Here is a 335-nt window from a genome sequence, read left to right as displayed (position 1 = left end):
CGTTGCTGATGCGAAAGCTGACCGACTGCTCGTTGACGATCACGTCCACCGAATTGCCCAGATCGGCCAGGCCCAGCGATTCCTTGGAGGGGGCGGTCAGCGGCGGGGCGGCGTCAGCCACCACGACTTCGTCTTCGGCCAGCGCGGGCGCGGCCGCGGCGGGGGCCGGCGCGGGGGCCAGCTGCGCCGACCAGCTTGCCGGGATCTGCACGGTTTCGAATTCCGAATACTCGCCGTCGTACTTGGGCAGGCCGCTGGCGCCCAGCGTCCCGACCAGCTCGACGGGCTGGCCGGATTTGCCGGAGCCGCCGCCGTACATGGCGACGGCCAGCATG

1 pseudogene is annotated in these 335 nt (G+C 70.7%); it reads right to left on the bottom strand.

The features are described from left to right. Nucleotides 1-335: pseudogene (locus tag B3446_RS10960) on the bottom strand (flagellar motor protein MotB); the annotation flags it as partial.

Origin of the sequence: Achromobacter sp. UBA5777 (assembly GCF_002418565.1) — a bacterium.
Classification (GTDB): domain Bacteria; phylum Pseudomonadota; class Gammaproteobacteria; order Burkholderiales; family Burkholderiaceae_B; genus Achromobacter; species Achromobacter animicus.
This window is presented reverse-complemented; position numbering and strand designations above follow the sequence as displayed.